The organism is Methanothermobacter defluvii, assembly GCF_003385755.1.
Taxonomy (GTDB): Archaea; Methanobacteriota; Methanobacteria; order Methanobacteriales; family Methanothermobacteraceae; genus Methanothermobacter; species Methanothermobacter thermautotrophicus.
In genome coordinates this window covers 104,013-128,285 of the sequence record NZ_QREL01000002.1, presented here as the reverse complement: position 1 = coordinate 128,285, position 24,273 = coordinate 104,013, and the positions used below count along the sequence as shown (strand labels likewise).

The window sequence follows — 24,273 nt, the reverse complement described above, 5'->3', positions numbered from 1 at the left end:
AAAATCAGACCAAAATGGGATTGAAATTTTTCAGAAACTCTTCAGTATATTTGATTTCACCTATAGTTAAAATCAGACCAAAATGGGATTGAAATATGAAGAATCGGCGGAGTATCATGTTATCATTGTACTGTTAAAATCAGACCAAAATGGGATTGAAATTCAAATACAGGGCCATCAGCTGCAGCGCCGAGATACCAGAGGGTTAAAATCAGACCAAAATGGGATTGAAATGACTCGTGGATGAGGGTCGTGGTGATGGTCACACCCCGTTAAAATCAGACCAAAATGGGATTGAAATGTGGCAGAGTCCGCAGCGCCCCTCCAGGTCCCCAGCGTTAAAATCAGACCAAAATGGGATTGAAATTCTTCTTCATAGCGCTCAGGAAGCCTGCCATGATTGTTAAAATCAGACCAAAATGGGATTGAAATACAATGTGGGTAACAGCTTCAACGGCCTCAGCAATGAGTTAAAATCAGACCAAAATGGGATTGAAATCTCAACAGAGAGGTCGATGAGTTTCAGGAGGTTCGTGTGTTAAAATCAGACCAAAATGGGATTGAAATCGTATTCTCTGCGGGTTTTTTCGAGTTCTACTTCGAGGTTAAAATCAGACCAAAATGGGATTGAAATGTCTCAGCAAGAAAGCTGAGAATGGCGGTTATTTGGGTTAAAATCAGACCAAAATGGGATTGAAATGATGGAGAGTATGGGTCAGGCTGCAGACCAGTCGGGTTAAAATCAGACCAAAATGGGATTGAAATTGGAGATATAGTACTCCATGTTATGCTTCCTGAGGAGGGTTAAAATCAGACCAAAATGGGATTGAAATGTACCGAGAAGGTCATCGGGGTGGCGGTCTCCGAGTTAAAATCAGACCAAAATGGGATTGAAATGAGTTCAGCGTACTCTCACAGGAGGACTCCGCAGGGAACAAACCGTTAAAATCAGACCAAAATGGGATTGAAATATTGGGCGGTTTGAGAACTTTAAAACGGTGGTGGGGTTAAAATCAGACCAAAATGGGATTGAAATGGTAGTGATGAGGATGGCCTATAAGCCCCCGTACGTTAAAATCAGACCAAAATGGGATTGAAATCCACCAGGACGATATGCAGAATATCGCATATCGATTTGGCTGGTTAAAATCAGACCAAAATGGGATTGAAATCAAACCACAACAAAAAAGGAGGTAAAATATGGATTTAGTTAAAATCAGACCAAAATGGGATTGAAATATGAAGTCAACGTAGACGGCACAACCGCCTACAATGGTTAAAATCAGACCAAAATGGGATTGAAATCTAAAAGCTCTAATTCTTCACTATCCTTGTTAAATGTGTTAAAATCAGACCAAAATGGGATTGAAATTGTTCATAACTATTCACTACTGTAAAGTAGTCCTCTCCAAGTTAAAATCAGACCAAAATGGGATTGAAATTCCACTGCCTGCAAATGTCTTGGTTCTGGTGCTTTTGTTAAAATCAGACCAAAATGGGATTGAAATATATTAGGTCTCAAAATACACCTTTCATATCCGTTAAAATCAGACCAAAATGGGATTGAAATGTCACTGTGGATCTCCAGGAGCCTTGCCTTCAATTCGTTAAAATCAGACCAAAATGGGATTGAAATGGGAGTCATTCACTGGTATGATGGACCGTGCCCGGGGTTAAAATCAGACCAAAATGGGATTGAAATGTGGTAAAATCCCACCCTGCCGGCCTGTAGTTAGATGCGTTAAAATCAGACCAAAATGGGATTGAAATTATTTGGTTTTCTCGGTCCCCTACACGGCGTGGGGGTTCAGGTTAAAATCAGACCAAAATGGGATTGAAATTCACTATACATACAGTGATCATAAAAAATAAATAATGTTAAAATCAGACCAAAATGGGATTGAAATCTACACTGTTACTTCTATTTACACAAACAGTACAATGTTAAAATCAGACCAAAATGGGATTGAAATAGGATATCATCTTATCAGCCTACAAAAACACATTAAGTTAAAATCAGACCAAAATGGGATTGAAATCCGGGCCGGGGCCTTCAACTGCTACGACGGGGCCCTCGTTAAAATCAGACCAAAATGGGATTGAAATATGGAAGATGAATAGATGGATGAATAGAGTGGAAAAGGTTAAAATCAGACCAAAATGGGATTGAAATTCACGGACACTGACACGGTCAGCGCGGGGGATGTGGTTAAAATCAGACCAAAATGGGATTGAAATTCATTCCTGGTAGCTTCCACTGTACTTTCCGGATCCCTCCACCGGGAATACCACGGCCTGTACTATCCTTTCACCCCTCTTTAGTGTATACTCATATTCCCCATGATTATGTAAAAGGAACTGGAGGGTACCCCTGAAACCAGGATCTCCCACGGCGGTTTGAACGGATACAAAGGACCTCAGGAGGGTTGACCTTGGCAGGTAGAGCATTGCATATCCCTCAGGTATCTCTATCATCCTGTCAACACTTGCAAGGTAAGCTTTGCCGGGTTCAAGTCTGTAGATGGGCGGTTCAAGCATTTCGAGGGGTGGAAGGTTCTTCTCATCATCAATCAGTGACCCGGGGCCCGTCTGTCTGTAAACCTTATCAACCCTCAGGTCAATTCCAGCTGGCTGGATAAGTTCCTCAAAGTCCGGAAAAAGTTTCTTTAAGAGCTGTTCTCCAATCATCATGATTCCTCTGCAATTGCTATTTTCTGGTCTCTGAATCTATTAAAGGATTTATTATATGAGTATAATACCTATGGGTGGTGATATAATTGCCTGTTATCCAGATAAACTGCAATGAGCTGACAAGGGAAAAGAAGAGGGAACTCGTAAAGCGTATCACAGAGGTCTCAAGTGAAATTATGGGCCTCCCGGAGTCAACAATAACGGTTCTTATAAGGGAGTTCCCACCGGAGGATGTGGGAGTTGGAGGTTCACTCCTCTGTGACAGGGAGTGAATGGTTCCTCATGGGAGTGTCTCCTCGTTGATACATTCCCTGTGAGGGGGAGTGAATGTTCTCCGGCATGGGCCGAGAAAGCAGAATTCAGAGACTGAGCTATTCTTATGTGGCCCGGATTATTTTTTTTAAGTTCAGATACTATCTTTCAGGTTACATCGATAAGGAATACCGAGGCAATTTCTCGGGAGGGCCTCACAATCTTTAACCTGAACAATTTCGTCCTTCCCTGGTGGGGGTAGCTTATCATTTCTTCCAGTTCAACATCCCCCATGATGGCCCCTCTGATCTTCTTCAGATCTTCCTCATCAAGACCCCTGAGGACGTCATGGACTCCTAGGGATCCAGAGCATTCCTTCACCCCTGTTATTATTGAGGCCTCCCTGTTGAGTTCCAGGAGCGCTGGTTCCCCATGGTCCACCCGAAAATTCAGTATTGCAACGGGGGATAATTCAAAGATCCTCTTAAGAATTCTCTCCCTCTGAGCTATTCTGGCTACCCTCTCCTCCATCTCCTTCAGGATTTCACGGGATTCAATGTAGAATGACACATCCCCTGCAAGTTCCATGAGAAGTTTCACTTCCTCCTCATCGAAGGCATCCCTCTCCCCCGAGTAAACCGTGAGGGCTCCTATGGTCTCACCCTTCACAGTGAGGGGAAGACCAATGACTGACATGAATCCCCTCTCAACGGCCCTATCCCTCCAGGGGGTGAATGTGGGATCCTCTCCGGTGTCCCTTATTATGACGGGTTCCCCTTCCCTTATTGACCTTCCTGTTGGGCCCTCCCCGTATACGCTATCATCCCACCTGATGGTTACTGAGTCAAGGTAGCCTTCATGGAATCCGTACTCTGCAGCGGGCCTCACAGACTTCTCCTCATCATTCTCTGCAAGGCCTATCCAGGCCATCCTGTAACCACCGACCTCGACGATGATCCGGCATACCTCTCTCAGAAGTTTTTCAGGGTCATTTATCCTTACAATGGCCTGGTTACAGTCGCTGAGCATTCTAAGGTTACGGTTAAGTTTTTTTATCTGTAACTGACTCCGGTGCCTCTGAACCGCCAGTTCAATGCTGAATAGGAGCTCCTTCTCATCAAAGGGCTTTATCAGGTATCCGTAGGGTTCCACTTCCCTGGCCCTCTCCATGGTGGAGCCCTCTGAGTGGGCTGATAGAAAAACCACAGGTATGTCAAGGCTACGAATTTCTTTTGCAGCATCAACACCGTTCAGGGGGCCCTTGAGGACTATGTCCATTAAAATTAGATCAGGGTGGTGCTTCTGTGCAAGTTCAACTGCAGTCTCACCACTGTATGCAACCCCCACAACATCATATCCCCAGAACTCCAGCTTTCTCTGGAGATCCATCGCCGTTATTGCCTCATCCTCTACAAGGAGTATCCTTACACCCATATGAAAGTCTCCACATGGGTAATGTGACATGGCTGTATAAAAATTTTTGTATTCTGTATTTTATCTGCATGGATGTCCATTAATCAGTTCATGCGAATAGCTGTTCAATCATCCATTCGGGTTTGAATTCCATTATGTCATCGTAGCCCTGCCCGATCCCCATGAATATTATGGGCCTTTTGATCATGTAGCCTATGGACAATGCTGCACCTCCGCGCGCATCTGCATCAGCCTTTGTCAGTATAACTGCGTCTATGCCAACGGCTTCATCAAATCGGGCTGCCTGTTCAATGGCATCGTTTCCTGTCAGCGCATCACCGACAAACACTATGAGGTCTGGTCTGACGACCCTCTTTATCTTGGCCATCTCGTCCATGAGGTTCACGTTGGTCTGCATCCTCCCTGCGGTGTCTATGAGGACGACATCCTTTCCCTGGGCCTTTGCATGGGATACCGCGTCAAAGGCAACGGCGGCGGGGTCGGCTCCCTTGCGGTGGCTTATTAGCTTGACTCCGAGTTTATCTGCGTGCTGACCTATCTGCTCTATTGCACCGGCACGGAAGGTGTCTGCAGCTGCTATCACGGGCTCAAGGCCCTTTTTCATGAAGTATCTGGCCACCTTTGCTATGGTGGTTGTCTTGCCGGTCCCGTTTATACCAACAAACATTATAACAAGGGGTTTCTTCTTCTCCACGAGCTGCGGGAGGTCCACACCGTCAACGCTGAGAACATCCTTAACAGCCTTTTTAAGGGCTTCCATTGTGTATTCTGATATTTCGGTGCTCCTCTTAACCTTCCTTCCAACCAGTTCTTCCTTCAACTCTGTGGTGATTTTTTCAGCCACTTCAAGGGCCACGTCACTTTCCAGGAGGGCCATTTCCAGGTCCCAGAGTACATCATCCACGTCCTTTTCTGTTATCCTTTTTTCCCTGAAAAATGAGAGGAAACCTGAACCCCCCTCCCCTGCACCGGGAGAGGGCTCCTCTGAACTCGTATCATCTGGTTCTTCAGTTCTAACCTCTTCTTCAGGTTTACCTTCTGGAATGGACTCGGGAACCCTATCCTCAGACTTATCCTCTTCGGACCGGGGTTCCTGGCCTGATGAGACCTTCTCGGTGATTTTGCCAACGGTTTCACTGAATTTTTTCTTCAGAGATTCAAACACTTACTCTCCACTTCCCCTTACCTTTTTGAGGAGTTCCTCTGCCTGAGGAGATAATTTCATCATGATGTCTGTTATCTTACGCAGGTTCTCACCCATTTTCTGAAGTGTTGACTCCAGTTCGTTCTTCTGGGACTTAATGCTCTCCATTGCATCCTCGAAGTTCTTCTTTATGGCTACACCTGCACCGACACTCATTATAACTTCACTGGTATCCTTGAGCTCTGCCTTTATGAAGGAGCCGGCACCCACAGGTACCAGGGTCTCGGAGCCATCTTTTCCCTGTATATCACTGAGGGTCTTCTCAAGGATTTCAAGTTCACTGATGGTGGCCCTCACGGCCTCCATCTGCTGCTGTATGAGTTCTACCTGGCTCTGGTAGATGTTCAGCTGGTTCACTATCTCCTCGAGCCTCTGCTGGTCTTCCATGTGATCACCTCTGGACCAGCGCCTTGACCACCGGGTCCTGAACCTCCTCAGGTGATATCTCCTCTATCTCCTCTATTTTAACTTTGCTCCTTGGAACCCTGTGTTTGCTCCCGAATTCAGAGTAGAGCCTCTCATAGATTTCCTCTTCCCTTATTGCCTTGAGCTCCTTTGTGAATGGCTGAAGCTTATCACCCATCAGGAACTTTCCTTTAACCCTAAATATCTTTGTCTTCATTTTCATCCCTCAAGAAAACCTAAAGCTTCTTCTATCCTTGCAAGTTCTGGCCCTGTGGTTTCCTCACCCACAAGGACACCGTTTGAGTTGGCCACCGAACAGGCACCTATAAGTGTGACTCCATGGTTGACTGTGCCAACGTCGGCCTCCACGCCCAGGGTATCCTCTATGATACCTATCTCCTCAGATGATGCCTGGGGATTCAGCAGGGCACCACGGTTGGTAGCTGCACCCATGGAGCCTACGATGTTGAGGCCTGCAAGTGTGGATACTTTAACGTCAACCTCAAGCACATCCCCTATAACCTGCAGCGCATCATCTGACAGCAGTGGACTTGCAACGGCGCCGTTGTCATTGGCCAGCACAAGGTTACCGACTGCAGTAAACCTTTCAGGGATCCTGACAGCCTCCACACCGGCAGCTGCAAGGGCATCGATTTCACGGTCCATGGCCTGATTTGAGACCACGAATCCATTTGAGTTGCCCACGGCAAGGGCACCGTTTAGGCTGCTGCCACTGATGGACACCTTCAGGACCTCAACTTCAAGGGCTTCCCTGAGAACACCCTCAAACTTTTCAGGGGTGTTCTGTGGTATCAGGGCCACACTGTCGGTTACAGAGATGTAAACTCCCAGGTTCGGGTTTCCACTGAGGTTGATCCTTCTAATCATAATTCACCATCATTTCATTCTTCGAGTGTGGCTTCAACAACACCGTCTTCATCCTTAACGGCCTTGACCTTTATTCTTGGGGGTATCTTCTGGATACCTCTCTCCCAGAGTTTTTCGTTGATTGACTCGTCGAGTTTAACGGTGTCTGCCTTCATATGTTTCATGAGAAATTCCCTGACAATCTTAACAGCCTTCGGTGCTCTTATGGTCCTTGGCACGTTCTTGGCCTTTCTGAGAGGTATGACATAAATCCTTTCCATATCCAGTCCTCCTATACCTTGAGTTTGGTCCTTCTCCAGTGCCTCATCTTTGGATGGCTTCGAACCCTGTAGTTTGTCTTAACCATAACCCATGCGGGCACCCTTCTGTTCTGTCTGTTAGCCTTTGCCATTCTGAGTTTCCTGGCAACATGTTTATTTCTACTCATTTAGCATCCTCCTTCATATTTTGGTGTTCCAGCCAGTGACCCTGGTCTGGAAGTGAACAGGGAAGAATGATTCTGAACTGTGGCCCATCTCCTCAAGGAGGAGGCGGACCTCAACCTCGTAGTCGGAGCTGTTATCGATACTGCTTCTCTCCCTCCTCAGGCTGAAGAGCATCGATGCAAGTCTGTTAACGGTCCTGTGACCGAGACCATCCAGGTTCACATATTCAATGTTCAGGCGGTCTTCGAGGCTCTGTATCTCGTCCCTTGTTAGTTTAGGGGTCCTGTCGTCACGTCGCGTTCCATCGGCAACCATGTCGTACTCGGTGGCTGCGGCTTCAACTGCCATCCTGTGTATGTGCTTTATACCATTATTCGGAAACCCGTCATTGATTATCGTCTCAGCAGCGTCCCTCAGGATTTCATCGCCGAGTTTAAGAACACGGTGCGGAAATCCAAGGGATGCAGCTGCATCAGATGCTGGCTTCCATGAATCATGGATCCCGAAGTTCACAGTCACCAGCTCTGGCTGTATCCCCAGCCGCTGGAGCATCACAGCCGCCAGTGAACTGTCCTTACCGCCACTGTAGAGTACGCATGCATTCATTTTACCAGACTATTTGCGGCTGATCTTTATCTCCCTCTTTTTACCCGCAACCCTTTTAAGCAGCTCCTTCAGCTGCTCATCGGTGATCTTTGACCTTACACGCCCCATCTGGGCCAGCTGTATGAGCTGCAGTTCTATCTGCTCAACGAAGTCCGGTCTTGTCAGACGGAGGTTGGCCAGACGGCTACGGGCTTCAGGGGTGAGTATCTGCATCATTATCTGTTTTTTCTGCATTTCCAGCTGCTGACGCATCTGTTCCTGTGCTTCAGCTTCCATCGCCTGCTGCTGAGCCTTCTGCTGGAGCTCCAGCATCTTCTTGCGACGTATCTCTTCGAGGTCTGTCAACTATGAAACCTCCTGAGGCCCCTCTGGGATAGTTTCAGTACCTTTCAAGTCCTTCAACTTCTTTCTTTACCTCTGCAGCGGCCTTGTCAAGGAATGATCTGCCTTCGGGTGTTATAACCCTTCCATTTTCTTCCCTCTTTATTAGACCTGATTCCTCCAGCTGCTGCAAGGCCCTTCTGATTATGGCACCGCTACCTCTTCTGAACTTTTCAGGGCGTGAGCCCCGGTCCTTCTTACCGCCGTAATGTGTCCTGAGGCTGTTAACACCCACAGGACCATCAATGTAAACTCTTCTGAGGAGGGCTGCGGCCCTTACATACCACCAGTCAGGATTCTCAGGTCTTCTTTCCTTGTGGACACCTGTTTTAACAAAGTTAACCCATTCAGGGGATTTAACCTTACTGTCATTTTTCAGTTCCTCAGCAACCCTGTTTATGAGCAGATCTGCTGGCACGTCATAAACTGTAGTCATATTTATCCTCCTAAGATCTTTTTTTGAAAATTATTGCCACATTTCCTCTTAAATCTATGAGCTTAGAATTTGTTTTTTCAACTATCTCTGTAATATAACTTTCTTTTTCAGAGGCCACCGTCCTGGCAAATCTTATCTTTATCAGTTCATTTGCCTTGAGCTGCCTCTTAACCTCTTCAATGAGGCTATCTGTCACTCCGGCTTTCCCCACATTTATTGTGAGCGCCGACAGTGACCTGTTCATCAGTTCCTTCTTTGGTGGTGTGAGACTCAATCTTATTTCTCCTTCTATCCTTTTTTTCCCTGATATAAGGGAATCTCATGATGTGACCGCACTCGTGGCACCTAAAATTAACCTTCCCATCAGCTATCCTGACGGTGCAGTTTGCCCCGGGTTTAAGGAAACTGTAACATTTCCTGCAGAACCTCCTCCTCCATTCCCTGGGGATTCTAACCCTGTACTTCATTGCGATGTTTCTTGCAAGTTCGGTGTACCTGTGCGATCTATGGGGATTAGCTGAAAATTCACGGTCAGCCATTCTGAAAAGGATGTCTATTCTCTCTTCAGCAATTTTTAACATCCATCGTGGTCTCTTTCCTCTCCTCAAGGTTTAACCTCTCATAACGGAATAGAACATCCACATCTTGCACATTGAGATGGTGTACTGACTGCACAAGAAGAATATTATAAGTGGTTTGTGTTTCCATATTTAAAAAGCTTTTCCATCATCCAAGAAGCCACCCTGAGAAGTCCACTCCCCCTGGGGGGCATACCCTTGAACCATTCATGATATCGGTGATGATATCGGCAACCTCATGGGGGGATCTTCCTGTTGTATCGACCTCATGAACACGCTCCCCATGTATTTCGAAGGCCTCAACGGTGCACACATCCAGTGCCTCGGCCTCGAGGTTTTCAAGCACCTTACCTTCAGGGTAGCCCCTCCCCTCAAGCCTACCCCTGAGTACCTCCGGGTGGAGTCTGAGGACGATCACCATGCTGCAGGATCTGCAGAGGTGGGAGAGGTGACCCTCCACCACATCCAGACCCTCCATTTCCTGGAGGTGACTGCATGCGGCCTCAATGTCGGCTTCAAGGTATCCCCTGAGGGGGTCGCGTCCAAGGACGAATCCCTTCTGCCTTATGAGTTCCCCGAGGGATATGACCTCAAATCCCCTGTCCCTCAATATACCCGCCACGGTTGTCTTCCCGACGCCGGGTGTTCCGGTTATGCAGATCATAATTTCACAGTCTCGCCTTGCTGACTGGAACCGTGGCGCATTTCTCCTTTTTCATTGCCTCTGTGTCTGTGGTGGCTGTTCAATGGTGGTGGTAAGACGCAGACATTCATTTCAGCTTCTCGATGATCATCTCTGCAACACGTCGACCTGAGACCAGCATACCACCAAATATGGGCCCCATCCTGGGGGCGCCGTATACGGCGTTGCTCGCCATTCCAGCCACATAGAGGTTGGGGTAGACCTCCCTCGTGTTTTCAATGAGGGCAGCCTCCCCCACGTCGGCCCACATGGACCTCTCGCCCTGTATCCTGCCATCGGGGGTGTTGAGTTCCGGTCCGATCTTCCTCTCCACCACCTTCACTATCTCACAGTCATGACCCGTTGCATCGATGACTGCTCCGGCCCTGACTGTGAGGGGATCAACGTGGAGGCCCGCCATTTCAACTGAGCTCCAGTTGAGCACAAGACCTGTTATCCCCTCGTCGCGGATCATAACGTCCTCTATGCTCATGAGGTTGAATATCTTCAGTCCGGCCTGGCAGGCCCTGGAACACAGGGTGGAGGTCGCCTCCACCGAATCAGCCACATGGTATCCCTCATCATAGGGTTCTGACCTTATTCCGAATTCATCGAGGATCTCACGGCCCTCGTCCTGGACGACGATCTTGTTGAACATCATACCGCCGCCCCACATTCCACCACCAATGGAGAGCTTGCGCTCAAAGAGCGCCACCTTCAGACCAGCCCTTGCAAGGTAGTAGCCTGCTGTTAGACCGGAGGGGCCCCCTCCGCCGATAGCAACATCCATCTCCATGTAGTCCAGGAGATCCTCCATGTATCCTTCAACAATTGCTCTTGAAATTTTTATATCATCAAGCTTCATCTTCACACCTGCATGTATTTCCATAAGAAGCGGTCACTTCTTTATTATGATCCTCAGGACGTCCTCATCATTGAGGACATGTTCAAGGCCCACCTTCTGGCCGTCGAATTTAACAGAGCTCCCCCAGACCCTTGCATGTCTGAATTTACGCACAAAGTCCCTGTGGAGCTTCTGGCACACATCGCCAACGGTTGACCCGTCCCTGATGATGAGGGGTTCGTCGTAATCAGCCTTTTTACCCTGGGGCTTCAGGTATATCCTTATGAGGCCCAGTCTGTTAAATATTTCCTCCCTGAGCTCATCGATGTTGATGTTCCTGTCTGCGGAGATGAAGAGGGCTTCCGGGAATTTCTCCCTGAGACCCTCAAGATAGGATTCATCCACAAGGTCTATCTTGTTTATAACGGTGATGGCCGGTATGTAGGCGCGGTTGGCCTCCATGACGTCTATGAACTGGTCAACGGTTATGTCATCCCTTATGAGGACGTCGGCATTGTGGATTCCGTACTCATTGAGGACTGACCTTATGATCTTCTCATCAAGGTGTGTGAGTTCGACCGTTGCTGAGAGCTTCACACCACCCAGTTTTCTCCTCTTAACAATCACATCAGGGGGCGTCTCGTTGGGTCTTATACCAACATCCCTCAGCTCCCTGAGGATTATGTCCATGTGGTCTGTGTTGAAGACATCAAGGACTATCACTATGAGGTCGGCGCTCCTGGCAACTGAGAGTATCTCCCTTCCACGGCCCCTCCCACGGGAGGCCCCGGTTATTATCCCGGGTATGTCAAATATCTGTATCTGGGCCCCCCGGTACTCCATGACGCCCGGGACGATTTCAAGGGTTGTGAACTGATAGTCACCCACCTTTGACTCTGCACTGGTTAACTCGTTGAGGAGTGTTGATTTCCCAACCGATGGAAAACCGATGAGGACCACGGTGGAGTCTCCAGACTTTTTGATATGGAATCCTCTCCCCTTTCCAGATGAGGTCTTCCTCTGGAGGGCCTCCTCCTTGAGGCGGGAGATCTTTGCCTTCAGTTTACCTATATGGTGGGCTGTGGCCTTGTTGTATGGTGTCTTCTGAATCTCCTCTTCTATCTTTCTGATCTTCTCTTCGATATCCATACCACTCACATGAACATTGTTGAAGCCGGGAAAAATCAGTGTAATCATTCAGTGTTCTCTATTATCCATTATTAAATATTTTCCCTTATATTTTATATCCCATAACCTTCATATTATATGCAGGTGATTTTATGAGGGTTGAGGATGTTATGGTTACGGATGTTGACACCATCGACATAACCGCCAGCCTCGAGGATGTTCTAAGGAACTATGTTGAGAACGCCAAGGGAAGCTCGGTGGTTGTGAAGGAAGGTGTCAGGGTCGGAATTGTAACCACATGGGATGTGCTTGAGGCCATTGCAGAGGGGGATGATCTTGCAGAGGTCAAGGTATGGGAGGTGATGGAGCGGGATCTTGTTACCATATCTCCCAGGGCAACCATCAAGGAAGCAGCAGAGAAGATGGTGAAGAACGTTGTCTGGCGCCTCCTTGTCGAGGAGGACGATGAGATCATAGGCGTGATAAGCGCCACTGATATATTGAGGGCCAAGATGGCCAAGCGATACTGAAGTTGTTGCCAGAAACTTCTTTTATTTGCCTGTTTTTATAATGAGGTAATGAAATTTATTTTTTTCATTAAGAGTTTTTGAGCGGCTTAATCTCTTAAAGAGATCATGGTCGTGTAAAATGAAAAATATGGGTTATGCTGCTGTCCACAGCAGCACACCGGGTTCCTGGTGGAGGAACTTGAAGGATGTCTGGTTGAATCCTCCCATGAGGAAGAGCTTTGTGAAGACCGAGTCCTCCAGTTCCCTGTTCATTATTATTGTCGTGTACTGGTTCCCACTTCCAATGACTATGAGGCTCAGCTGGGCGTCACTGTCAACAACCTCATTCTTAACAAGGAGGTCGCCCTCGATTATGGTGAGCCTGTGTGGGTTTATCTTCTGAACCGTCATGTTGTTGCCCACTGCTATCGTTGCATTGGTGGTGTTGGCCTTCTTCTCTATTATGGTGCCCAGGACGTTATTCTGGTCCACCATGGTGTTCACGGTCTGGATAACGGTTGTGTTGTTAACCACCTGGGGCTTTGAGCTTGCCAGGGATGGATAGTAACCATACCTTGACCCTGTTTTCTTCTTGAAATCCCAGGTTCCAAAGTACGTCCACCATGGCGCCTTACCGAGCATATCTGAGCTCAGGACAAGTACAAAGGGCTTTGGCTTTGCCGGGTGGGAGTACCTGAGTACACTGTCAGCCTCTTTATCACTGAGACCGTAGCGCCCGGTCATGACGGCCCTGGCTTCCTCCCTTGGAAGTCCGAGGGTCGCGGTCAGTATCTCGGCGGTCTTTCCGCTGTCATCTGTGTAGTTGTCAAGGGTCTCATAGGCGAGATCACCGCTGGTTGAGAGCATGGTGAGTATACCCCTTGAAAGTGTCTCGTTACTCGTTGTGAGGGCCTTACCTATCCAGTAGGCCCTCGGGGTGTTCTGGCTACCACCGTCAAAGGTGACTGGCCTGTCTGCTGCAACCGCAAAGAGGTGTCCGAAGTCCCACCATGACATGACCACCGTGTCCCTGCTGGTGTTCTTCTTTACCCACTGCATGGAGTTCCACATACCATCATCTGTACCGGGGGCTACCGACGTTGTGATTGAGTGGGCTCCACTCACAGAGGGGGCCACAGCTGCAAGGACCACCAGAACCATCATGAATGGCGCCCTTATCTCAGGCTTCTTCACGGAGTATATGAATCCAGCCGCAAGCACCCCTGCAAGGAGCTTAACCGCAACTGAGACCCCGAAGGGCATTACCATGGCAACCGCCGCCACGAATACGATCAGTGCCAGTGATGATGTTGTCGTGAACCTCACCCTCAGGTACTCAACAAGGAATCCTGTGAATATCCCTGCTGAGAGCCCCAGGGGCATTGCAAATGTGGGTATGAACCTTGAACCCTTGGTAACAGCATATCCACTCATTATGAGCCATACAGCCATGAGGACAGCGTAGAGCAGGTAGCGGTGTCTCATCTCCTCACTGGCAACAGCCGCCCTCTTCTTCCTCATGAACTTGCTTTTCTTACCGGCCCGCGGCCTGTTCTCTGACTCCTCAACGACAACCTCGGGCTGGCGGTATTTCCACACCAGGGCTCCGACACCCAGAACACCAAGTATGAATACCAGGAGGCCGCCCACACCACCAACGATTGTGTTCTGACCAGGGAGGAAGATGTTCCCGGCACCGGTTGTTATGAATTCAGGCACCTGGAGTTCTGAGACTGAGACATAGACGTTGGGGTAGGCCGTGGTCTGGGCGGTTGCCTGTATCTGGGTGGCACCTATGAGTCCGCCTACAGCACCCGCAAGGCTTGAAAATCCTCCAAACACTCCTACGAGGACTCCCCCAGCTATGAGGAGGATCAGGAGGGGGAAAAGTTCTCTCTGATGAATCAGCCAGTCAAGTTTGCCCTCGAATTCGCCTTCCGGTTTTTCTCCCAGGATGTACCTTGAAATGACAAGGTAAGCTGCAACGAATACGATGAGAACCGCCAGGTAGAATATGTAACCCACCCAGGCAGCTGAGAATACAAGTATTGAAACTGCCGCTGCAAGGGCATATCCAACCTTGCCCCTCATGCTGGAAGCCAGCATCCCCTCTGTGAAGAACCAGAACACGAAGAGCGGGAGGACGAAGTTGAACATGTCCGTGTCAAAGAAACCTGCATAGGTGTGGGCGACGTAGGTTGGGACAAGCCCCACTATGAGGGCAGCTGCAAAACCCCCGTAATCATTTGTTATCCTCCTCACGAAGAGGTAGGCGGGGATCACGCAGAGGGAACCTATGAAGGCCCCCATCCAGAATGCGACCTCCTTGAGGCTGAAGTCCCCGAAGAAGTTCAGTACCCTGTAGGCAGCCGAGGTAACGTATACGATCAGGGGCGGGTAGTCAACGGGTCTGCCCGGGGGATAGTAGGAGTGGAGGTCATAGGGTTTACCATCCACCAGGGTATCACCCATTATACCCCTTGTCAGGTAGTTCATTGTTAACCTGTAGTTATAGTAGGAGTCCATTTCGCTGAAATAGGGGAGTCCATCTGCATCTTCATAGAATTTCTTGGCATCGGCAGGGACTCCGCCAATGTTACTGGCCTCTGCTCTTATGTAAAAGACAACCGAGAAGAGCAGGACAATGATTATGAATGGCTTCAATCTTTCAAGCAAACCTTGGATATCCATTTCACCGCCTCTTTCATCTGGTAATAAATTCAGGACCTTAATGATGTTAATAAGGTTTTTGATCCGGTGACTTATAAGTTTTCATATTTTTTCGAGGGTCTTTCTGGTTCCTCTGAATTCTGGGGGTTATGGGTTCCATGAGGGTCAGAACAACTCAAAAGGCATCACTGACATTCAGTTCAACCCTCAGACCTTTATACTTGAAGAAATTATTACCAGCAATTTCCTGCATCACTGACATTCAGTTCAACCCTCGGGGACCTCATCAACGGAACAGGTGAAGCGACACTTCGGGAATCCCTTACAACCGACGAATTCCCCGTAACGTCCGGAGCGCTTTATGAGGTCTGAACCACATTCAGGGCATTTACCGACAACCTCTTCAACCTCTGATTTCTTTTTACCACATTTTGGGTCAAGACAGGCCCTCTGCCGCGGCCTTCCATAGGATATCATGGGGAGACCGCACTTTTCACAGAGACTTTTAAGCACACTGGCGCCCTTTGGAAGTGAGTAAACGGTCCTGCAGTCAGGGTAGCTGGAACACCCCACAAAGGTGCTCCTGTTTCTGGGAGAGTATTTTATGACGAGCTTCCCACCACAGGCGGGGCATTCACCCACAACCCTGCTGTCCTGGTAGGCCCTGTAGAGCTCCTTCCCAATGTCCCTGAGGTTCTCCTCTATGTCACTGAGTATGGATCTTACCTCTGTGATGGCCTCATCTATAACCCGGTCCTTGCTTATCTTCCCCCTCATGATGTCCTCGAGTTCCCTCTCGAACTGCCTTGTGAGTTCCTCGCTGGTGATCTTCTCACAGTACCTTGTGAGGGTGTCAATTATGTTCTCACCCAGGGGACTGACCCTTATCTTTTTACCCTCAATGTACTTCCTGTCATAGAGTTTGGCTATTATATCTGCACGTGTTGACTTGGTTCCAAGACCCCTCCTCTCGAGTTCCCTGATGAGGGAAGCCTCGTTGTATCTTGCCGGGGGTTTTGTCTCCCTTTCATCTGCACTTACACTCCTGACAGCCAGAGAGTCTCCGCCGGATATCTCAGGGAATTCTTCATCCTCCATCTTCGTGTAGGGGTAGCTCTCCATCCAGCCCGCCTTACTGACCCTCTTCCTTGAGAAGCTGAACTCCTCTTCTCCAATTTCAAGTTCTACCTTCATGGTCTGGAGGATGGCATCCTCACCGAATACACTTATGAACCGGTGGACTATGAGGTCATAAACCTTTTTCTCATCCTTTGAGAGTTCCGATGGAAGAAGACCTGTGGGATGTATGGCCGGGTGGGCATCATCCTCCTTTTTTCCCTCATGGGGTTTGAGGGGGCCTCTGAGCCTTTCAATGTGGACTCCGAAGCGGGGGTTCTTTGCAAGGTTTTTGAGGATCTTTTCGTACCCTATACTTTCCGGGAGCTTCTGGGATGATGTCCTGGGATATGAGGTGTAACCCTCGGTGTAGAGGTTCTGTGCAATTGTCTGTGTCTTCTTGGGGCTGAATCCGAATACACGGTAGGCCTCTGACTGGAGGGTCCCCAGGTCGAAGGGTACCGGGGGCTTTCTGATGGTGTCCCTCACCCTAACATCCTTAACCTCAGCGTCACTTCCCTGGCACTTCTCCAGGATGCTGTCGACCAGCTCCCGCTTGAAGATCTTGCCCCTCTTGCTCTCGGCGATGATCCCTTCCCCGAGCTCAGCGCGTATTATCCAGTAGGGGACGGGTTTAAAGTCCCTTATCTCCTTCTCCCGTTCAACCAGTATTGCGAGGGTCGGGGTCTGAACCCTCCCGGCGGATAATTTTATGAAACGATTTGTGGCCGCCTTAACAGACTTCATGAGGGAGCGGGATATGTTTACTCCGAAAATAAAATCAAGTATGTGCCTTGCAGCGCCGCTGTCGACCTGCCCATAGTCGACCTCAATGGGGTTCTGGTAGGCCCTCTTTATCTCCTCCCTGGTGAGGGTCGAGAACTTCATCCTGGAGGTCTTCCTGAGGGCCTCCTCACCGCAACCGTATTTGAGGGCATTGAAACCAATGAGGGTACCCTCAATGTCATAATCGCAGGCATGGATGTAGCGGTCAGCGCCGGCTGCAAATTTCCTTATAACGTTAAGGTAATCCTTAACGTAACCCTTCTTCTTATCGATCTCGTATATGGGTGCCCATTCAAGGTCAAAAAAGTGTTCTTCGTTGGACTGCCTGGGGCGGAGTGAGTAGAGGTGTCCCACCGCTGATACTATGGTGACCCTCTTATCACCCTCCACATGTTCCCAGTAGGACACCTTTCCATGTTTTTTCTTCATGGCGTCTGGAAAGAGGGCCCCGGCAATCTTTTCAGATGATTTGGGCTTCTCACAGATTATAACTTCATGCATCTTACCACTCAGGGATCTCACCTGTAGAATCCGTAGAAGTCACTGCAGTAACTGCACATGGGGTACTTACCGTAATGATAATGGCTTGAATCATCGGCGTTTATGTTGAACTTCTTATGGCATATGAAGCACTCTTCTATCTTTTCATCATCTGAAGTTTCTTCAATGCCTGGATTATCTCTGGTGTAAACCGTTTCGCTGTCTGATGTGCCAACACCGCATGGATTCCCATTTTCTGGTTCCATATTCTCTCTGTCTGAGGATTTTTCTCCACCCATAGGATCCCCTAAACTATCCTGTGCTTCTGGAGAAGAAGAATCTCATCCTTTGTAAGTTTTTTGCCCTCTTTGAACTTCTCATATATTTCACGGGCCCTTTCCTTTTCTTCAATATCCTTTTCCCTGCTTTCTCTTCTCCTGGCACTTCTGTTCTCTGATCTCAGGGCGTTTATTCTCTCGTTTATCTGGCGTATCTCACCGAGGGTTGATTTGAATTCCTCATGCTTCTCTGAGGCCATCCTCCTGAATTCGAGGAACTTCTCATGGGCCTCATCAGCCTTCTTGCGTATCTCATCTGTTTTTCTGAAGTACTCCAGCATCTTCTCATGGTAACCCTGGGCCTCCTCAGAGAGGGCCACAACCTTCTCATGGTACTCCTCTGACTTTTTCCTGAGTTCAAGGGCCTTTTCACGGGTTTCATCGTCCTCCTGAATCTTCATGAGTTTCTTTCGAAGCTCGTTCGCTGTCTTGACAAGTTCATTCTCCTTGTTAATGTCAAGGACCCTTGTTTCAATGATCTTGTCTATTCGCTTGATCTCATTTTCAATCTTTATACGGTCCCTTCCTCCTGAGGACCATTCGAGTTTGCGTATCTCCTTGTTTATCTGGTCCCTGAGCTTCTTGTTCTCCTCGACCTGGGAGTTTATTTCATTACGTTTATCTCTCAGTTCAACAGCCCTGTTGAGTGTTTCACGAAGTTCACTGTTGAGATTGTCCCTCAGTTCCTTCATTTCACGTGCTTTTTTGTTCAGTTCGTCCCTTTCAGAGGCTATTGCTGAGAGTTTGTCTTCGTATTCATTTTTGAGTTCCATAACTTCGTCGTAACTCATCTTGTTCAATTTATCATCAGCCTCTGCAACTTTTTCAATGATGGGGAGTATCCTGCGCAGATCCTTATCTTCAACAACTGCATCGGCCTTCTTCCTGAGGGCTGGCTTGGCATTGAAGGCTATGCCCAGACGTGCGGCCTCTATCATGGATATATCGTTGGCCCCGTCACCAACTGCAACGCACTCCCTGGGACTTATACCCTCCTTCTCAAGGATACCGCAGAGGACATCATACTTTGATTTTTCCACAAGGGGTCCGCTCACTTCACCGGTAAGTATGCCATCTTCCTCATGGAGCCTGTTGCAGAAGAGGTAATCTATGCCGAGTTTCTCCTTTACGGGTTCAGCCACAAGGTCAAAGCTTCCACTTATAACTGCAACCAGGTACCCCTTCTCCTTGAGGGTCTTCACGGTCTCCTCGGCGCCCTCCATTAGGGGCAGTTCATCTGCAACCTTCTTTATGTCTTCCACCGATGTTCCCTTGAGGAGTTTAACCCTCTCCCTTATTGAGGATTCAAAGTCAACATCACCCTGCATGGCCTTCTCGGTGATCTCCATTACTTCCTTTTCAACGCCAGCGATTTTTCCTATCTCGTCTATGGCTTCACCATCAATAATGACATTGTCAAGATCGAAAACTACAAGTTTAATCAAAAATATCACCATTAAATCAGATCTAACTCGGCAAGCCTTGCCTTAGTCTTTTCAACTCCAAGTTTAGCATCCTCTGCACTCTTGGCTCCTGTACATACAACCTTACCTGAACCGAATAACAGGAGCACCACCTTGGGATCATCCAGTCTGTAAACGAGTCCAGGGAACTGTTCAGGTTCGTACTCTGTATTTTCAAGTCCAAGGGCAACAGCCTCAAGGTTAAGTGGTTTTCCAAGGTTCGCCGAGGCCACAATGTTCTGGATCTTTATTTCAAATTCCTCTGGTATGTCAGGATCCATGGTCCTCATCATGTCAACCGTCAGTTTTATGGCCCTCTTGGAGTCCTCTATTGATTTGGCTCCTGTACATACGAGTTTGCCTGATCCAAAGATCAGTGCAGCCGTCTTTGGCTCCTTTAATTTGTACACAAGCCCCGGGAACTGTTCCCTGTTAAAATCAACATTCTCAAGGGCTTCTGCAACTGTCTGAAGATCAATGGATTTTCCAAGGGTTGCTGAAGCAACAATATTTTCTATTTTGATATCCACATCTGTCAACTAGATACCTCCCGGTGAAGTTAAACCTACATATAAATTTAAATGCACCTATATTAATATTGACGTAAAAAACTAGTTATTATGAATAATAATGCGGTTAATATTCAGCGTTTATCATTCCTCAATTGAAGAATTATTGTGGCCTATCATCAAACTCTTTTCATATTTTAAGCACCATCCTTAAATAATTTAACATACTTAATGAATAGAGGGGGATGAAGTGGTTATTGATCCAAGGTTTTACAAGGAACAGGTTGAGGAACTTGGGATTGAGGGCATTGAAATAGACCCCTCATCTGAGGAGGAGGCCCTCAGGATTCTGAGGGAGGTTGAAGACGCTATAAGGAATCTGAAGAGGATAAGGTACAACCTCCATATGGACATGAGATTAATAAGGAGGGAGTACCTTGAGAAAATGAGGGACCCTGACATCAGGGGTGATGTCAAAAGGAGAAGGGCTCTTATGGATGAGAGGGATGATCTCCTGGGCCCCTATGAGGGAGTGGACAGGATAATCGAGACACTCCTTGAACAGCTGGAAGATGCGAGCATATTCCTGAGGGAATACGCCGGTCTTGAGATCGCCAGCACTGAAGAGTGGTAATGGATGTTTCTGAAACTGTTTTAGAGCATCCAGGTATGTGCACTCTACTTTATGATTATGTCTGTGTTAGAGCACTGAAGGGTGGTAGCATTTGATTGAGGTTGAGGTTAAGGCAAAAATTCATGATAGAGATGAGATGGTTGATCGGATACTCTCACTTGGAGGCGTTCATGTCTCTGAAGAGGAGCAGCATGACCTGTATTTCAACGCCCCCCACAGGGACTTCGCAAGGACAGACGAGGCCCTGAGGATAAGAAGATCCGGTGGGAGGACCTTCATCACCTACAAGGGCCCCAAGATAGATGAAGAGAGCAAGACAAGAAAGGAACTCGAGACGGAGGTCGCTGACCCGGGGACGGCCGCAGAGATACTGGAATCCCTCGGCTTCAGGATGGTGAGGGAGGTCGTAAAGGAACGCAGGATCTACAGTGTGGGAGAGTTCACAGTTTCCATTGACACCGTAATGGGCCTGGGGACCTACCTTGAAATTGAGAGGGATCTACCCGACGGAAGTGACTATGCCGGGGCCCTCAGGGAGATATTTGAGCTCTACAGAAAACTTGGCATCGAGGACGGATTTGAGAGGAGGTCATACCTCGAGCTCCTTGAACTGGGCGAGGAGTAAGGATGATGATCCTCAGATATTTCAAATTCACTGATGCGGTCTCTGATCATTATCATACCATAACACGTCATGACCCACCATATTTCAGCCACCGGAATATGGATGCACTCTCAAACCTTTTATACTAATATATCTAATTTTAAATAAATGCCAAGTATTCATTTTAATAAAGCATTAAGGTGGTAATCCCTTGAGATACTTTGTTAGCCCCTTCAATAAAGAAGCTGAATTAAAATTTCCTGACAGGATCACGATTTACGATACAACACTGCGTGACGGGGAGCAGACCCCAGGTGTATGCCTTGGAACAGAAGAAAAACTTGAAATAGCCAGAAAACTTGATGAGCTCGGCATACATCAGATAGAGAGCGGATTTCCGGTTGTATCAGAACAGGAAAGAGTTTCAGTGAAGTCCATTGCAAATGAGGGCCTCAATGCAGAGATACTGGCACTCTGCAGGACAAAGAAGGATGACATCGACGCAGCAATAGACTGTGATGTGGATGGAGTCATAACCTTCATGGCAACATCAGACCTCCACCTGAAACACAAACTTAAACTCACAAGGGAGGAGGCCCTCAACGTCTGCATGAACTCCATAGAGTATGCCAAGGATCACGGGCTTTTCCTGGCATTTTCAGCAGAGGATGCAACAAGGACGGACCTCGAATTCCTCAAGCAGATCTACCTGAAGGCCGAGAACTATGGTGCAGACAGGGTCCACATTGCAGATACCGTGGGTGCCATAAGCCCCCAGGGTATGGACTACCTTGTCAGGGAACTGCGCAGGGACATCAAGGTTGACATAGCACTTCACTGCCACAACGACTTTGGAATGGCCCTATCTAACTCAATAGCAGGGCTACTTGCAGGCGGAACTGCAGTCTCAACCACAGTTAACGGTATAGGTGAAAGGGCGGGCAACACATCCCTGGAGGAGCTGATCATGGCCCTGAGGATAATCTATGAGGTTGACCTCGGATTCAACATAGGCGTCCTCTATGAACTCTCAAGGCTTGTGGAGAAACACACAAGAATGAAGGTACCTGAGAACAAGCCGATAGTCGGCAGGAACGTATTCAGACACGAATCAGGTATACACGTCGACGCGGTCATAGAGGAGCCCCTAACCTATGAGCCATTCCTTCCAGAGATGATAGGCCACCAGCGCAAGATAGTGCTGGGGAAACACTCCGGGTGCCGTGCGGTCAAGGCCAAACTTGAGGAGTACGGCATCGATGTCACGAGGGATGAACTCTGCAGGATAGTGGAGGAGGTAAAGAAAAACAGGGAGAAGGGTAAGTACATCAACGATGAACTCTTCTACAGGATTGTGAAGTCCGTAAGGGGACCTGTAGACTTCTAGGTGGTTAAAATGAACATGACAGAGAAGATCCTCGCAGAGGCAGCAGGACTCAGGGAGGTCACACCAGGCGAGATAATAGAGGCAAGGGTTGACCTCGCCATGACCCATGACGGCACCTCACCCCCCACCATCAGGACCTTCAGGGATATAGCCTCAAGGGGAGGCCCCGCTAGGGTCTGGGACCCCGAGAGGATAGTCATGGTATTTGATCACAACGTACCAGCCAACACAATAGGTGCCGCGGAGTTCCAGAGGGTCACAAGGGAATTCGCCAGGGAACAGGGTATAGTGAACATATTCCAGAACGCAGCAGGCATATGCCACCAGGTTCTGCCTGAGAGGGGATTTGTAAGACCTGGAATGGTCATTGTTGGGGCGGACTCCCACACCTGCACCTACGGAGCCTTCGGAGCCTTCGCAACAGGCATGGGGGCGACTGACATGGCCATGGTCTTTGCAACAGGCAAAACCTGGTTCATGGTACCTGAGGCAATGAGAATCGAGGTTACAGGTAAACCTGAGGGCCACGTGTATGCAAAGGACGTCATACTCCACATCATAGGCGAGATCGGTGTTGATGGTGCAACCTACCGTTCAGTGGAATTCACAGGGGACACCATAGAGAGCATGGATGTCTCCGGGAGGATGACCATCTGCAACATGGCCGTGGAGATGGGTGCAAAGAACGGTATAATGGAGCCCAACCGGCAGACCCTTGACTATGTGAGGGCAAGGACAGGCAGGGAATTCAGGGTTTACAGTTCAGATGAGGACAGCCAGTACCTGGAGGATCACCACTTCGATGTCTCAGACCTTGAACCCCAGGTGGCCTGTCCAGATGATGTTGACAACGTCTGCCCTGTCCACAGGGTCGAGGGAACCCACATAGACGAGGCATTCCTGGGTTCATGCACCAACGGCCGGTACGAGGACCTGAAAATCGCCGCAGAGGTTATAAGCGACAGGAGGGTCCATGAGGATGTGAGGTTCATAGTCTCGCCGGCATCAAGGGAGATCTACCTTAAGGCACTGGAGGATGGAATAATAGAGACCTTCATCAGGGCAGGGGCAATAGTCTGCAACCCTGGCTGCGGCCCGTGCCTGGGGGCCCATATGGGAGTCCTTGCCCCAGGGGAGGTCAGCATAGCAACAACCAACAGGAACTTCAGGGGAAGGATGGGTGACCCTGCATCCAGCGTCTACCTGGCCAACCCGGCAGTCGTCGCAGAATCCGCCATTGAAGGGGTAATAAGCGCCCCTCAACAGGAGGCATGAAATGGATGTTAATGTCATGGAGGAGATTGAACGTATTGAGAGGCTCATAGGGAAACTCTCAAACACCCAGAAGATACTGCTCTCAACAGACGGCTCGGTAACAAGGATACTTGACGTTCTGCGGGGAACAGTGACCATAAGGACCCTGAAACAGGAATTCATACCCTGCAACCAGGAAATAGCAGATAAGCTCAACATCTCCATGGGAGACCCTGTAAACTACAGGGTTGTTGTCATAGGAAACAGGGAGCCCCTCATACATGCAGTATCATACATCCCCCTCTCAAGGCTCGACGATGGGTTCAGGGAGGATCTCATAAGGGCCGATGTACCCATAGGGAGGATCCTGAAGAAGCATAACATAGAGTCAAGGAGGGAGATAGAGGTCCTTGACATTGAGAACCCGAACCCCCAGCTGAGGGAGATATTCGGGACAGACTCCCCGATGCTCACAAGGACCTACAACATCATCCATGAAGGTGAGGTTCTCATAAGGATAAAGGAGACCTTCCCCTTCGAATGGTTCAGGGAGGAGTTTTAGAGATTCA

The 24,273-nt window shown here is 48.5% G+C and carries 28 protein-coding genes and 1 CRISPR repeat array (1 of these 29 cut by a window edge); of the genes, 7 read left to right on the top strand and 21 right to left on the bottom strand.

The features are described 5' to 3' along the window. Nucleotides 1-2,238: a CRISPR direct-repeat array (repeat unit 30 nt; unit sequence GTTAAAATCAGACCAAAATGGGATTGAAAT); it reaches 4,852 nt to the left of the window's first position. Then, complete coding sequence (locus tag C7452_RS06490; protein ID WP_115892734.1) at nt 2,239-2,688, bottom strand: dCTP deaminase; 450 nt, start codon at nt 2,686-2,688, stop codon at nt 2,239-2,241. 89 nt (nt 2,689-2,777) lie between these two features. Between C7452_RS06490 and dmpI the strand changes: the two genes are divergently transcribed. Then, nucleotides 2,778-2,963, top strand: a complete 186-nt coding sequence (gene dmpI, locus C7452_RS06485; RefSeq protein ID WP_048176126.1) for a 4-oxalocrotonate tautomerase DmpI — start codon at nt 2,778-2,780, stop codon at nt 2,961-2,963. Nucleotides 2,964-3,111: 148 nt separating this feature from the next. Here the strand turns inward: dmpI and C7452_RS06480 are convergent, their stop codons facing one another. The 15 genes from C7452_RS06480 to C7452_RS06410 form a co-directional block, all read right to left on the bottom strand. Then, on the bottom strand, nt 3,112-4,377 hold the full coding sequence (locus C7452_RS06480; RefSeq protein ID WP_245942884.1) for a GAF domain-containing protein: 1,266 nt from the start codon (nt 4,375-4,377) through the stop codon (nt 3,112-3,114). A gap of 88 nt (nt 4,378-4,465) precedes the next feature. After that, complete coding sequence (gene ftsY, locus C7452_RS06475; RefSeq protein ID WP_115892626.1) at nt 4,466-5,542, bottom strand: signal recognition particle-docking protein FtsY; 1,077 nt, start codon at nt 5,540-5,542, stop codon at nt 4,466-4,468. Further along, nucleotides 5,543-5,968: a prefoldin subunit alpha gene (gene pfdA, locus C7452_RS06470; RefSeq protein WP_010877217.1), complete on the bottom strand. Its 426-nt coding sequence runs from the start codon at nt 5,966-5,968 to the stop codon at nt 5,543-5,545. 4 nt (nt 5,969-5,972) lie between these two features. Then, nucleotides 5,973-6,203, bottom strand: coding sequence for a 50S ribosomal protein L18Ae (rpl18a, locus tag C7452_RS06465; protein WP_048176133.1), 231 nt, complete (start codon nt 6,201-6,203; stop codon nt 5,973-5,975). Between the two features lie 2 nt (nt 6,204-6,205). After that, the gene (locus C7452_RS06460; protein WP_010877219.1) at nt 6,206-6,874 is read right to left on the bottom strand and encodes a translation initiation factor IF-6; all 669 of its coding nucleotides are present in this window, start codon (nt 6,872-6,874) and stop codon (nt 6,206-6,208) included. A 14-nt stretch (nt 6,875-6,888) separates the two neighbouring features. Continuing rightward, nucleotides 6,889-7,134 (bottom strand): 50S ribosomal protein L31e, encoded by a 246-nt coding sequence (locus C7452_RS06455; protein WP_010877220.1) that lies wholly within the window; start codon nt 7,132-7,134, stop codon nt 6,889-6,891. 11 nt (nt 7,135-7,145) lie between these two features. Further along, complete coding sequence (locus tag C7452_RS06450; RefSeq protein ID WP_010877221.1) at nt 7,146-7,301, bottom strand: 50S ribosomal protein L39e; 156 nt, start codon at nt 7,299-7,301, stop codon at nt 7,146-7,148. A 13-nt stretch (nt 7,302-7,314) separates the two neighbouring features. Then, on the bottom strand, nt 7,315-7,905 hold the full coding sequence (locus C7452_RS06445) for a DUF7411 family protein (RefSeq protein ID WP_115892625.1): 591 nt from the start codon (nt 7,903-7,905) through the stop codon (nt 7,315-7,317). 9 nt (nt 7,906-7,914) lie between these two features. Further along, complete coding sequence (locus C7452_RS06440; protein WP_010877223.1) at nt 7,915-8,250, bottom strand: DNA-binding protein; 336 nt, start codon at nt 8,248-8,250, stop codon at nt 7,915-7,917. 34 nt (nt 8,251-8,284) lie between these two features. Then, on the bottom strand, nt 8,285-8,722 hold the full coding sequence (locus C7452_RS06435; protein WP_010877224.1) for a 30S ribosomal protein S19e: 438 nt from the start codon (nt 8,720-8,722) through the stop codon (nt 8,285-8,287). 10 nt (nt 8,723-8,732) lie between these two features. Then, nucleotides 8,733-8,966 carry a YhbY family RNA-binding protein gene (locus C7452_RS06430; RefSeq protein WP_115892624.1) on the bottom strand — a complete coding sequence of 78 codons (234 nt, stop codon included), beginning with the start codon at nt 8,964-8,966 and terminating at the stop codon, nt 8,733-8,735. Beyond that, nucleotides 8,908-9,330 carry a ribonuclease P protein component 4 gene (rnp4, locus tag C7452_RS06425; protein ID WP_115892623.1) on the bottom strand — a complete coding sequence of 141 codons (423 nt, stop codon included), beginning with the start codon at nt 9,328-9,330 and terminating at the stop codon, nt 8,908-8,910. Before rnp4 ends, C7452_RS06430 begins: the two co-directional genes overlap by 59 nt. A gap of 118 nt (nt 9,331-9,448) precedes the next feature. Continuing rightward, nucleotides 9,449-9,964 (bottom strand): adenylate kinase family protein, encoded by a 516-nt coding sequence (locus C7452_RS06420; protein ID WP_115892622.1) that lies wholly within the window; start codon nt 9,962-9,964, stop codon nt 9,449-9,451. Nucleotides 9,965-10,070: 106 nt separating this feature from the next. After that, the gene (locus C7452_RS06415; protein WP_115892733.1) at nt 10,071-10,847 is read right to left on the bottom strand and encodes a sulfide-dependent adenosine diphosphate thiazole synthase; all 777 of its coding nucleotides are present in this window, start codon (nt 10,845-10,847) and stop codon (nt 10,071-10,073) included. A 33-nt stretch (nt 10,848-10,880) separates the two neighbouring features. After that, nucleotides 10,881-11,975: an OBG GTPase family GTP-binding protein gene (locus C7452_RS06410; RefSeq protein ID WP_115892621.1), complete on the bottom strand. Its 1,095-nt coding sequence runs from the start codon at nt 11,973-11,975 to the stop codon at nt 10,881-10,883. Nucleotides 11,976-12,106: 131 nt separating this feature from the next. On the opposite strand from C7452_RS06410, the gene C7452_RS06405 reads away from it, so the two are divergent. Beyond that, nucleotides 12,107-12,484, top strand: a complete 378-nt coding sequence (locus C7452_RS06405) for a CBS domain-containing protein (RefSeq protein ID WP_010877230.1) — start codon at nt 12,107-12,109, stop codon at nt 12,482-12,484. A 132-nt stretch (nt 12,485-12,616) separates the two neighbouring features. On the opposite strand, the gene C7452_RS06400 is transcribed toward C7452_RS06405, so the two are convergent. The 5 genes from C7452_RS06400 to C7452_RS06380 all read right to left on the bottom strand — a co-directional run bounded on the left by C7452_RS06400 (nt 12,617) and on the right by C7452_RS06380 (nt 19,855). Beyond that, nucleotides 12,617-15,127, bottom strand: a complete 2,511-nt coding sequence (locus C7452_RS06400) for a dolichyl-diphosphooligosaccharide--protein glycosyltransferase subunit STT3 (RefSeq protein WP_245942883.1) — start codon at nt 15,125-15,127, stop codon at nt 12,617-12,619. A 273-nt stretch (nt 15,128-15,400) separates the two neighbouring features. Beyond that, nucleotides 15,401-17,536, bottom strand: coding sequence for a DNA topoisomerase I (topA, locus tag C7452_RS06395; protein ID WP_115892619.1), 2,136 nt, complete (start codon nt 17,534-17,536; stop codon nt 15,401-15,403). A 17-nt stretch (nt 17,537-17,553) separates the two neighbouring features. Further along, nucleotides 17,554-17,814 carry a hypothetical protein gene (locus tag C7452_RS06390; RefSeq protein WP_010877233.1) on the bottom strand — a complete coding sequence of 87 codons (261 nt, stop codon included), beginning with the start codon at nt 17,812-17,814 and terminating at the stop codon, nt 17,554-17,556. 8 nt (nt 17,815-17,822) lie between these two features. Then, complete coding sequence (gene serB / locus C7452_RS06385) at nt 17,823-19,298, bottom strand: phosphoserine phosphatase SerB (protein WP_115892618.1); 1,476 nt, start codon at nt 19,296-19,298, stop codon at nt 17,823-17,825. 11 nt (nt 19,299-19,309) lie between these two features. Further along, complete coding sequence (locus C7452_RS06380) at nt 19,310-19,855, bottom strand: TATA-box-binding protein (RefSeq protein ID WP_010877235.1); 546 nt, start codon at nt 19,853-19,855, stop codon at nt 19,310-19,312. 220 nt (nt 19,856-20,075) lie between these two features. On the opposite strand from C7452_RS06380, the gene C7452_RS06375 reads away from it, so the two are divergent. The 5 genes from C7452_RS06375 to C7452_RS06355 all read left to right on the top strand — a co-directional run bounded on the left by C7452_RS06375 (nt 20,076) and on the right by C7452_RS06355 (nt 24,266). Beyond that, on the top strand, nt 20,076-20,459 hold the full coding sequence (locus C7452_RS06375; protein WP_115892617.1) for a hypothetical protein: 384 nt from the start codon (nt 20,076-20,078) through the stop codon (nt 20,457-20,459). A gap of 91 nt (nt 20,460-20,550) precedes the next feature. Beyond that, a complete protein-coding gene (cyaB, locus tag C7452_RS06370; RefSeq protein ID WP_115892616.1) occupies nt 20,551-21,084 on the top strand; it encodes a class IV adenylate cyclase in 534 nt (177 codons plus the stop codon). 190 nt (nt 21,085-21,274) lie between these two features. After that, nucleotides 21,275-22,450 carry a homocitrate synthase family protein gene (locus tag C7452_RS06365; RefSeq protein WP_115892615.1) on the top strand — a complete coding sequence of 392 codons (1,176 nt, stop codon included), beginning with the start codon at nt 21,275-21,277 and terminating at the stop codon, nt 22,448-22,450. A gap of 9 nt (nt 22,451-22,459) precedes the next feature. Then, nucleotides 22,460-23,725, top strand: a complete 1,266-nt coding sequence (gene hacA / locus C7452_RS06360; RefSeq protein WP_115892614.1) for a homoaconitase large subunit — start codon at nt 22,460-22,462, stop codon at nt 23,723-23,725. A 1-nt stretch (nt 23,726) separates the two neighbouring features. Beyond that, nucleotides 23,727-24,266 carry a chorismate pyruvate-lyase family protein gene (locus tag C7452_RS06355; protein ID WP_048176153.1) on the top strand — a complete coding sequence of 180 codons (540 nt, stop codon included), beginning with the start codon at nt 23,727-23,729 and terminating at the stop codon, nt 24,264-24,266. Nucleotides 24,267-24,273 lie beyond the last annotated feature (7 nt).

What these genes read in the sequence shown, in the direction of transcription:
- C7452_RS06455 (WP_010877220.1), bottom strand. Translation starts at nt 7,134, where the DNA reads ATGGAAAGGATTTATGTCATACCTCTCAGAAAGGCCAAGAACGTGCCA.
- C7452_RS06460 (WP_010877219.1), bottom strand. Translation starts at nt 6,874, where the DNA reads ATGATTAGAAGGATCAACCTCAGTGGAAACCCGAACCTGGGAGTTTAC.
- C7452_RS06415 (WP_115892733.1), bottom strand. Translation starts at nt 10,847, where the DNA reads ATGAAGCTTGATGATATAAAAATTTCAAGAGCAATTGTTGAAGGATAC.
- topA (WP_115892619.1), bottom strand. Translation starts at nt 17,536, where the DNA reads ATGCATGAAGTTATAATCTGTGAGAAGCCCAAATCATCTGAAAAGATT.
- C7452_RS06480 (WP_245942884.1), bottom strand. Translation starts at nt 4,377, where the DNA reads ATGGGTGTAAGGATACTCCTTGTAGAGGATGAGGCAATAACGGCGATG.
- C7452_RS06490 (WP_115892734.1), bottom strand. Translation starts at nt 2,688, where the DNA reads ATGATTGGAGAACAGCTCTTAAAGAAACTTTTTCCGGACTTTGAGGAA.
- hacA (WP_115892614.1), top strand. Translation starts at nt 22,460, where the DNA reads ATGAACATGACAGAGAAGATCCTCGCAGAGGCAGCAGGACTCAGGGAG.
- C7452_RS06410 (WP_115892621.1), bottom strand. Translation starts at nt 11,975, where the DNA reads ATGGATATCGAAGAGAAGATCAGAAAGATAGAAGAGGAGATTCAGAAG.
- C7452_RS06430 (WP_115892624.1), bottom strand. Translation starts at nt 8,966, where the DNA reads ATGAACAGGTCACTGTCGGCGCTCACAATAAATGTGGGGAAAGCCGGA.
- C7452_RS06420 (WP_115892622.1), bottom strand. Translation starts at nt 9,964, where the DNA reads ATGATCTGCATAACCGGAACACCCGGCGTCGGGAAGACAACCGTGGCG.
- C7452_RS06435 (WP_010877224.1), bottom strand. Translation starts at nt 8,722, where the DNA reads ATGACTACAGTTTATGACGTGCCAGCAGATCTGCTCATAAACAGGGTT.
- C7452_RS06355 (WP_048176153.1), top strand. Translation starts at nt 23,727, where the DNA reads ATGGATGTTAATGTCATGGAGGAGATTGAACGTATTGAGAGGCTCATA.
- C7452_RS06405 (WP_010877230.1), top strand. Translation starts at nt 12,107, where the DNA reads ATGAGGGTTGAGGATGTTATGGTTACGGATGTTGACACCATCGACATA.
- C7452_RS06450 (WP_010877221.1), bottom strand. Translation starts at nt 7,301, where the DNA reads ATGAGTAGAAATAAACATGTTGCCAGGAAACTCAGAATGGCAAAGGCT.
- C7452_RS06445 (WP_115892625.1), bottom strand. Translation starts at nt 7,905, where the DNA reads ATGAATGCATGCGTACTCTACAGTGGCGGTAAGGACAGTTCACTGGCG.
- C7452_RS06390 (WP_010877233.1), bottom strand. Translation starts at nt 17,814, where the DNA reads ATGGGTGGAGAAAAATCCTCAGACAGAGAGAATATGGAACCAGAAAAT.
- rpl18a (WP_048176133.1), bottom strand. Translation starts at nt 6,203, where the DNA reads ATGAAGACAAAGATATTTAGGGTTAAAGGAAAGTTCCTGATGGGTGAT.
- pfdA (WP_010877217.1), bottom strand. Translation starts at nt 5,968, where the DNA reads ATGGAAGACCAGCAGAGGCTCGAGGAGATAGTGAACCAGCTGAACATC.